The organism is Burkholderia sp., from assembly GCF_018375725.1.
Lineage (GTDB): Bacteria > Pseudomonadota > Gammaproteobacteria > Burkholderiales > Burkholderiaceae > Burkholderia.
Window position 1 is genome coordinate 1 of record NZ_JAHACR010000213.1, and the last position, 7507, is coordinate 7507.

Annotated in this window: 8 protein-coding genes; all 8 read right to left on the minus strand. The window is 67.7% G+C overall.

The genetic code is table 11. From position 1 onward, the window contains the following. Nucleotides 1-656 (minus strand): pilus assembly protein (locus KH616_RS18500; RefSeq protein WP_292249190.1); only part of this gene is annotated, 656 nt, incomplete at its 3' end. Between the two features lie 23 nt (nucleotides 657-679). Continuing rightward, a complete protein-coding gene (locus tag KH616_RS18505) occupies nucleotides 680-1192 on the minus strand; it encodes a DUF3022 domain-containing protein (protein WP_292249193.1) in 513 nt (170 codons plus the stop codon). After that, a complete protein-coding gene (locus KH616_RS18510; RefSeq protein WP_292249196.1) occupies nucleotides 1192-1992 on the minus strand; it encodes a YhfC family intramembrane metalloprotease in 801 nt (266 codons plus the stop codon). The genes KH616_RS18505 and KH616_RS18510 overlap by 1 nt, the downstream gene beginning before the upstream one ends. 54 nt (nucleotides 1993-2046) lie before the next feature. Then, entirely contained in the window at nucleotides 2047-3090 is a 1044-nt protein-coding gene (locus KH616_RS18515; protein WP_292249199.1) for a LacI family DNA-binding transcriptional regulator, read from the minus strand. A gap of 228 nt (nucleotides 3091-3318) precedes the next feature. Next, entirely contained in the window at nucleotides 3319-4287 is a 969-nt protein-coding gene (locus tag KH616_RS18520; protein ID WP_292249202.1) for an NAD(P)-dependent oxidoreductase, read from the minus strand. Between the two features lie 4 nt (nucleotides 4288-4291). Then, on the minus strand, nucleotides 4292-5572 hold the full coding sequence (locus KH616_RS18525; protein WP_292249205.1) for an MFS transporter: 1281 nt from the start codon (nucleotides 5570-5572) through the stop codon (nucleotides 4292-4294). A 67-nt stretch (nucleotides 5573-5639) separates the two neighbouring features. Continuing rightward, complete coding sequence (locus KH616_RS18530) at nucleotides 5640-6644, minus strand: sugar kinase (protein ID WP_292249208.1); 1005 nt, start codon at nucleotides 6642-6644, stop codon at nucleotides 5640-5642. A gap of 27 nt (nucleotides 6645-6671) precedes the next feature. Then, nucleotides 6672-7436, minus strand: a complete 765-nt coding sequence (locus tag KH616_RS18535; RefSeq protein WP_292249210.1) for a sugar phosphate isomerase/epimerase — start codon at nucleotides 7434-7436, stop codon at nucleotides 6672-6674. Nucleotides 7437-7507 lie beyond the last annotated feature (71 nt).

The window sequence follows — 7507 nt, forward strand, 5'->3', positions numbered from 1 at the left end:
GACAGCTTCTGCTGCGCCATCAGCTTCTGCGCATCGTGCGCGCGCCCGGACACCAGCAGATAAAGCATCAGGTTGCTGATGATCTTCGAATTGTTCTGGTCGAGTTCGACCGCCTTCATCAGCGGCACGCGCGCACCCTGGATATCGCCGCAGCGCAACTTCGCATACGCGAGATCGGACAGCATCGACGCATCGGTCGGCGTGAGCACCGACGCCTGCGACAGCGCCTGCGTCGCGCGCTCGAAATCGCCGGCCGCGCCCGCGATCAGCCCGAGCCCGCGATATCCGCGCGCGGCGAGCGGCGTGTTCAGCAGTTGCGAATAGACCGCCGCGCTCGCCGCCGGCTGGTCGGTCGCGCGCAGCGCGTCGGCACGCAGCAGGATCGTGTCGGGCGACGAGCCGTATTGCTTCTCGTAAGCGTCGATGTGCGCCAGCGACGCGTAGTACAGCCCTTGCGACTGCATCCGCTCGATCAGCCCCAGGTACATGCCGGGCGTATCCGGCGCGCCCTGCTTTTGCCCGGCCGCCTCCATCAGCGCGGCGCGTTCCGCCTGTGCACCGACACCGTAGCCGCTTTCCTTGAATGCGCAGGCGCCGAGCAGCGCCATCATCGCCACCGCGCCCGTCAGTCTTGCCATATCGCCGATCCGTTTCATCTTCATTCCTTTCGTCCTCGGCGTCAGTGCCGCGCCGTTTCGAGCGCGTGCAGCACGGAGATCATGCCCGGACCGGCCGTCACGATCATCAGCGCGGGCAGCAGCGTCACGATCATGACGCCCGTCATCTTGACCGTCAGCTTGCCGATGCGCTCGCGCAGCATCGAACGGCGCGTCTCGCGCAGCCGGTCGCCGAACTGCTTGAGCGGTTCCTGCACGGCGCCGCCATGCTTGTCGACCTGGATCATCAGACGGACGATCGCGCGCAGGTCCTCGTTGTCGAAACCCGAGGACAGCCGCTGCAACGATTGCTCGCGCGTGCGGCCGGCGGCGAACTGCCGTTGCGCGATGCGAATATCGAGCGTCATCCGTTTCGGCGTCGCGCCGAAACGCATCGCCAGCCAATGCACCGACAGGAAACGGCCTCGCTCGTCGCTGCATTCGACAAAGCGCGTCTGCTCCGGAAACAGCTCGCAGATCACGCGCGCGAGCGCGTCGAATTCGGCGCTCGGGCATTCGACCAGATAGTCTTCCATCACACGCCTCCCGTCACGCCGCCATGCTGCGGGCGGCACATCTTCATCAGCACACGGATGAGCAGCGCGGCCAGCACGAAATACGACGCCTCGACCCACGCCGCCGGCAGCAGCCGAACCTGATAAAGCATGGCCGGAACGTCGGCCAGCGCATGCAGTGCGATCGCAAGCGGCAGCACGCCGAGGCGGCCGGCACGCACGCCCCGCCACATCAGCATCGACAGCGCAACCTGCAGGACCAGCGCGGCGACGCGCTCGAGCAGCAGCATGCCGACCGACGGCACCGACAGCGTCGACAACATCACCTGGATGCGCAGCACGGCTTCGCCCGGCAGTCCCGCAAGCTGGGCATCGAGTTGGCCTCGATTGGCGAGCCAGGCGAGATACGCCCACTGTCCCCACACCAGCACGCCGACGAACCATACTTCCGCGCCGCCATGACCGAGTCCGTAGCCGATCGCGCGGCCGTCGCCGGCCGACACGCCGTAGCGGCGGTTCAGGAAGCGCATGCCGAGATAACGCCCCACCTCCTCGAACACGCCAGCCGTGAGCGCACCATATGCGACGAATGCCGCCGGCTGCGTGAGCCAGCCGCCCGCAGGCGCCTGGCTCAGCACCACGCCATGAAACGCACGTTCGAGAATCATCGCGAACAGCGTGAAAACGGCCACGCCGACGATCGCATCGCGCCGGTCGAGCGACAGCGGCTTGCGCAGGGTACGGAAAACAACGATGGGCAGCAGTGCGATGATCAGCGTGGCGGCGATCAGCACCGCCAGCGCGACGGGTGAGACAGTCATGTGAGTCCTTGTTCGAGGCAGCGCATCCGGCGCGCTGCGTGCCCCGAATGATACTCAGCTTGCCGTCGATGCGCGCGCGATCAGCTCGCCCGGCAGCAGCGCAACGCGCGCATCGCCCGCCGCGCCGTCGATCCGCTCGTGAACGAACTCGACCGCCTTGTAGCCGATTTCATAGGTCGGCTGGCGGATCGTCGTGATGCCGATCAGCTCGGCCCATTCAGGGTCGTCGATCGAGACGAGCGCCGCCTTGTCCTGCCACACGGCGCCGAAGCGTGCGCGCAGATGCCGCGCGATCACGAGCGCGACCGGCGCGTTGGCCGCGAACAGCGCCGCGCGCTTGCCGCCGTGCAGCGACGCGTCGATGCGCATGTCGAGTTCCCTGAGCGCGACGGATACCGCGGCGGAATCGTTCAGGTCGAGCACGACAGGCTGCGGCACCGGACGGCCGCGCGCCGCCAGCGCGGCGCGAAACGCCGCCTCGCGCAGGCGCCGCGAACTGACATGCTCGAACGGCTGGACCACGAAGTGGATCGCGTCGAAACCCTGGTCGATCAGATGCCGCACGCCCGTGTCGACCGCGCCGGCGTTGTCAAGACCGATCAGGTCGGCCTCGAAGCCCTCGACGGTCCGGTCGACGAGCACCGCCGGAATCCCGCCGCCGCGCAGCGGACGCAGCACCTCTTCCTCGGCGCCGAGCGCGTTGACGATCATCCCTTCGACGCGGTACGTGGTGAGCAACTGCAGATAGCGGCGCTCCATCTCGACCTCGTTCGCTGCGTGGCAAATCAGCGGCATGTAGCCAAGCGCATGGCACGCCGCTTCCACGCCCTGCAATACCTCGACGGTATACGGATTGGTCAGGTCGGCCGCGAGCATTCCGAGCAAGCGGTTGCGGCCCCGCTTCAGGCCGCGCGCCATCTGGTTCGGCCGATAGTTCAGGCGTGCGATCGCCGTTTCGATCCGCTGACGCAGATCGGCGGACAGCACGCGCGTTTCGCCGTTCAGGTAGCGCGAAACGCTGGTCTTGCCGGTGCCTGCCTCGCGTGCGACGTCGCTGATCGTCGCGGGACGCGGGCTGGTGGATGGAGAATCTGTCACAGTCGTGCCTCGCGACGTGCAATCCGCGCCGCTTCACGCGCGGGCGGACATTTGTTTTGGATACGGACGCCAACCGGCGGTCTCCTCTCTCGGCGTCGCCGGCTGCGGCGACGCCCTTGCCGCGGCTTCACGGCGACGCGCGGGCGATCATAACCCAGCCGCCCGCACGGCACCAAGACCGCACGACACCCGAGCCGGGCGGCATCTGCTGTGCGCCGCCACCGCGGGCTAGCCTGCGCGCGCCAGCGCCTCCGGATTGACCAGATTGACGCGCAGCGTGCCAGCGAGCGCGCCGACCAGGTTTTCCGCGGCGCAACGTGACATCGCGTGTCGCGTTTCGTGTGTTGCCGAACCAATGTGCGGCAAGGCGACCACCTGCTTCATCCGCAGCAGCGGCGAATCGGCGGCGAGCGGCTCCTTCTCGAACACGTCGAGCCCCGCCCCGCGGATCTTGCCCGTTTGCAGCGCGTCGATCAGCGCCGCCTCGTCGACCACCGGCCCGCGCGATGCATTGATCAGGATCGCGCCCGGCTTCATCCGCGCGAGTTCGGCCGCGCCGATCAGGTGGTGCGTCTCCGGCAACAACGGCACCTGAAGACAGACGAAATCCGATTCCGCGAGCAGCGTGTCGAGCGTCACGCGGCGCGCGCCGTACTGCGCCTCGGCGTCGGGGTGTGTGGCGCGGTTCGTATACAGCACCTGCATCCGGAAACCGAGCGCCGCGCGGCGCGCGACCGCCGCGCCGATCCGGCCGAGCCCGACGATGCCGATCGTCTTGCCCTGCACGTCGGTGCCGTACAGATCCGGGCCGATGCTGCGATGCCAGTGTCCCGCCTTCACCCATTCCGCCAGTTCGACCACGCGCCGCGCGGACGCGAGGATCAGCGAAAACACCGTATCGGCGGTCGATTCGGTCAGCACGTCCGGCGTGTGCGCGAGCACGATGCCGCGCCGCGTCAGGTCCGGCACGTCGAAATTGTCGTAGCCGACCGAGATGGTCGACCATGCCTTCAGGCGCGGCGCGCGATCGAGCATCGCCGGCGGAATCTTCAGGCTCGCGCCGATCGCGCCGTCGGCATGCGCCAGCGCGTCGCCAAGCGCCGCGGCGCCATCGGCCTGCACGACGTCCGCATGTTCGCGCAGATAGGCGAGGACGTCGTCGGGCAGCGGCTTGTAAGCGACGATACGGGGCTTCATCGATTCATTTTCCTTGCAGCGGCGCGGTGAGCGGATGCGCTTCGCGCGCCTGGGGTTTGACGGACAGCGTGAGCACGACAGCCGCGACGAGTGCGGCGCTCATGAACGCGTAGGATGCGACGGGCGATCCGGTCGCGCCGTTCAGGTAGCCGACAAAATACGAGCCGACGAACGAGCCGAGCGCACCCATGCTGTTGATCAGCGCCATCGCGCCGCCTGCGACATTCCTCGGCAGCAGCTCCGGCACGATCGCGAAGAACGGCCCGTACGGCGCATACATGGCAGCGCCCGCGACGACGAGCAGCGCGTACGACATCCAGAAATGCGTCGAGCCGAGCGCATAGGAAGCGGCGAACGCCGCCGCGCCGATCAGCAGGAACGGCCAGACGAAGCCGCGTCGCGAGCCGACCTTGTCCGACGCCCACGACGCGGCAAGCATCGCGATCGTCGCGGCGAGATACGGCATCGCGGACAGCCAGCCGGTCGCGACCATGCCGAGCGACGAGCCGTTCTTGACGATCGACGGCAGCCACAGCACGAAGCCATACACGCCGATGCTCCAGCAGAAATACTGCGCGCACAGCTTGATCACGGCCGGCGAGCGGAAGGCCTCGCGATAGTTGCGCACGGGCTTGATCGCTGCCTGCTCGGCCGCGAGCGCCGCTTCGAGGTCGCGCTTTTCCTGCGCGTTGAGCCAGGTCGATTCGGCCGGCTTGTCCTGCACGAGGCACCACCAGCACACGGCCCAGATGATCGCGGGCACACCCTCGGCGACGAACATCTGGCGCCAGCCGAATTCGTGCACGAGATAGCCGGACACGACGGACATCCACAGCACCGTGACCGGATTGCCGAGTATCAGGAAGGTGTTCGCGCGCGAACGTTCGCGCTTCGTGAACCAGTTGCTGATGTAGACCAGCATCGCCGGCATCACGGCCGCCTCGACGACGCCGAGCACGAAGCGGATCGCCATCAGCGACGGGATGTTGCTGACGACGCCGGTGAGCGCCGCGCATGCGCCCCACAGCACGAGGCTCCAGAACACCAGTTTCTTGACGCTCCTGCGCTCCGCATAGATCGCGCCCGGAATCTGGAAGAAGAAATAGCCGAGGAAGAACAGCGCCCCGATCAGCGACGACAGCCCCTTGCTGATGCCGAGATCCTGGTTGATGCCCGCCGCCGCCGCGAACCCGTAGTTCGCGCGGTCGAGATAGGCGAGGCTGTACGTGATGAAGACGATCGGCATGATCGTCCACCAGCGGCGAGCGGCGAGATTGGCTGCCATGTGGGTGTCTCCTTGTCCTTGTGCGTATCGCACGAAATGGGCTCGCGATTGTGCCGTGCGCGGCATCTTATTGCGCGAAGGTTTCCTCTGGGTGATCGGTCCGATTGCCGGCGCTTTCGATCCGCTCGAGTTCGGCGCGGGTCGGCAATCCTTCCGAATCGCCGATCACCTGAATCGCCAGCGCGCCGATCCGGTTGCCGCGTGCCACGGCCTGCTCGACCGTCCGGCCTTCGAGCAGCGCACTGACGACGCCGACTGCGAAGCCGTCGCCCGCACCGACCGTGTCGACGACGTTCGCCACGCGCACGCCGTCGATCGTTCCCTCGCCGCCGTCGGCGGTCCGGTAGTACGCGCCCGCCTCGCCGAGCTTGATCACGACGCCGCGTGCGCCCTGATCGAGATAGAAGCGCGCGATGTCGGCCGGCGTGTCGTAGCCGGTCAGCTGCCGGCCCTCGGCGAGCCCCGGCAGCACCCAGTCGGCCAGCGCCGCGAGTGCGTTCAGGGTCTTGGCCATTACGTCGGCGGACGGCCACAGCGTCGGGCGCAGGTTCGGGTCGAACGAGATTGTCCTGGCCACCGCTCCATTGCCGGCGGCCCGCATCTCGCGGGCGAGATGGAATGCAAGCTCGCACGACGATGCGGAGATCGCGGGCGCCACGCCCGTCAGATGCAGGTGCCGCGCGCCGAGCACGTAATCGGCGACATAGTCCTCGCACGACAGATAGCTCGCCGCCGAGCCCGTCCGAAAATACTCGACGGTCGGATCGCTGCCGTCGTCGCTGCGCGACTTCAGCTGGAAACCGGTCGGATAGCGCGGATCGACGGTGACGCACGACGCGTCGATGCCTTCGCGTGCGAGCGTGTCGAGCAGGTAGCTGCCGAACGAATCGCGTCCGATGCGGCTCATGTAGCCGACCCGGAAACCGAGCCGCGACAGGCCGATCGCGACGTTCAGGTCGGCGCCGGCGATCCGCTTGGTGAATTGCGTGGCCTGCGCGATCGGTCCCGTCGCGACGGCCACGAACATCGCCATCGCTTCGCCATAGGTGACGACATCGAGTTGCTTGTGCATGTGTGAATCCTCAGGTTCGTTCGCGCGTCACGCCGCCTTGAGCCACGCGACGCGGTGGCGCGCATCGCCGGCCGGGTCGGCGGTGTCGAGCGGAAATTCGATCCCGCGCGGCACATCGGCCGGCAACGCCGCCAGCACGGCGGCCACCAGCGGATCGCGCGGCGCGGGAGCCACGGCGAAACGACGCGCGCCCACGCCTTCGACGGCCTTGCAATGAATGTATTCGACGTGCGGTGCGAGCGCCTGCGCACAATCGAGCGGCACTTCGCCCGGCCACTGCCAGTTGCCGATGTCGAACGTCATGCCGAGCGCGCCTGACGCGCCCGCCGTGCCGAGCGCAGCGAACAGCGTGCGGAACTGCGCCAGCGCGCCGCCGACCGGCAACTGGCCGTTCTCGACCAGCACCCGGGCCCGCGCGCCCCGCGACAGCGCCACGAGCGTCTCCGCATGGGCGTCGCCGGCAAACCCGCCAAGCTGGAATTTGACGAAGCGCGCGCCGAGCGCATCGGCCTCGCCGAGTGCGGCGCGCAATGCGTCGGCGTCGAGCGCGCCCGTCTCGGTATAGAGCGTCGCCGGCGTCGAATAGACCGACCAGAGCCCTTGCGACGCGAGCATGGCGCCGAGCGCATTCAGCGCGGCGTGTTCCGTATCGGTGTCGGATGCGAACAATTCCCGGCGCACCTCGAATCCGGCCGCGCCGGCCGCTGCCGCCGCTGTGACGAACGCGCGGTGTCCCTCCTCGCGCACACGATCCATGCCGAATGCGCTCGCGACGATCACGATGTCTGCCATTGTGTCCCTATACTCCGGTTGTAACCGGTTCCATTTATGTGAGACGGATGGTGCGCCTCACGCCGGGACCG

What these genes read in the sequence shown, in the direction of transcription:
- KH616_RS18530 (WP_292249208.1), bottom strand. Translation starts at nt 6,644, where the DNA reads ATGCACAAGCAACTCGATGTCGTCACCTATGGCGAAGCGATGGCGATG.
- KH616_RS18520 (WP_292249202.1), bottom strand. Translation starts at nt 4,287, where the DNA reads ATGAAGCCCCGTATCGTCGCTTACAAGCCGCTGCCCGACGACGTCCTC.
- KH616_RS18510 (WP_292249196.1), bottom strand. Translation starts at nt 1,992, where the DNA reads ATGACTGTCTCACCCGTCGCGCTGGCGGTGCTGATCGCCGCCACGCTG.
- KH616_RS18535 (WP_292249210.1), bottom strand. Translation starts at nt 7,436, where the DNA reads ATGGCAGACATCGTGATCGTCGCGAGCGCATTCGGCATGGATCGTGTG.
- KH616_RS18525 (WP_292249205.1), bottom strand. Translation starts at nt 5,572, where the DNA reads ATGGCAGCCAATCTCGCCGCTCGCCGCTGGTGGACGATCATGCCGATC.
- KH616_RS18505 (WP_292249193.1), bottom strand. Translation starts at nt 1,192, where the DNA reads ATGGAAGACTATCTGGTCGAATGCCCGAGCGCCGAATTCGACGCGCTC.